This window comes from Paenibacillus sp. 598K (genome assembly GCF_003851045.1).
Taxonomy (GTDB): domain Bacteria; phylum Bacillota; class Bacilli; order Paenibacillales; family Paenibacillaceae; genus Paenibacillus_D.
This window is the reverse complement of the sequence record NZ_BFBX01000103.1, coordinates 54,327-55,064: the sequence shown is the minus strand read 5'-3', so window position 1 is coordinate 55,064 and position 738 is coordinate 54,327. Positions and strand designations below refer to the sequence as shown.

At 58.8% G+C, this 738-nt stretch carries 1 protein-coding gene; it reads right to left on the bottom strand.

Going from position 1 to position 738, the window contains the following annotated elements; all coding sequences use genetic code 11:
* Positions 1–525: sugar phosphate isomerase/epimerase family protein (locus PA598K_RS26485; protein ID WP_148091996.1), on the bottom strand; the 525-nt coding region annotated here is incomplete at its 3' end.
* Positions 526–738 lie beyond the last annotated feature (213 nt).

Sequence of the window (738 nt, the reverse complement as noted above, 5' to 3'; positions counted from 1 at the left end):
CTGCAGGCCGAGGCTGTCCATCGGCACCGCGTTGAACATCATCTCCCAGGCCGTCGGATTGTGCGCGATGTTCCAGTCGCCGCTCTTCCAGGTGCCGTCCATGTCGCAATTCTCAAAGGCAAGCCGCACGCCTCTCGACTCGGCGCGTCTGGCCAGCTCGCCGAATACCTCGGCAAAACGGCTCATCGATTCGTCGATCGCGCCGGGCATCCGGCCCGTGAAGCCGGCGACCAGGTCGGTGCCGAAGTCCGCGGCATGGTCGATCAGCCGCTCCCAGCTCGCCAGCGTATCGGTATTGTTGTCGGCGCCGGTGAGCGGGTTGCCGAAGACGCCGACATGCGAGATGACGACGTCATGCGCGTCCGCAATCTCCCTCACTTGCTTGGCCAGCTCCGAGAGGTTGGTCTGTCCCGTCGTCTGCCAGAAGGTCAGGCCGAACGACTCGAAGCCGTGCGGGATGATCTGCGGCAGGATGCGCGGCGCGTCGGCTCCTCCGACCAGCGTGCCGATTCGTATCTGTTCCATAGATGATAAGCCTCCATCCATCGATTAGGTTTGTACGATGATCTCTCGTTCGCCTCTATACTACTCCAAGCTGCAGCCCGTCACTAGCGACAATCCTATCGATTATTCGTACAATTCTATGCATCGTGTATGGAATGCAAACGTTAACTTCCGTTATAATATAGCGAGTTACGGAAAATTGTATGGGAGAACAGGCAGCCCTCAAAAGGCCGA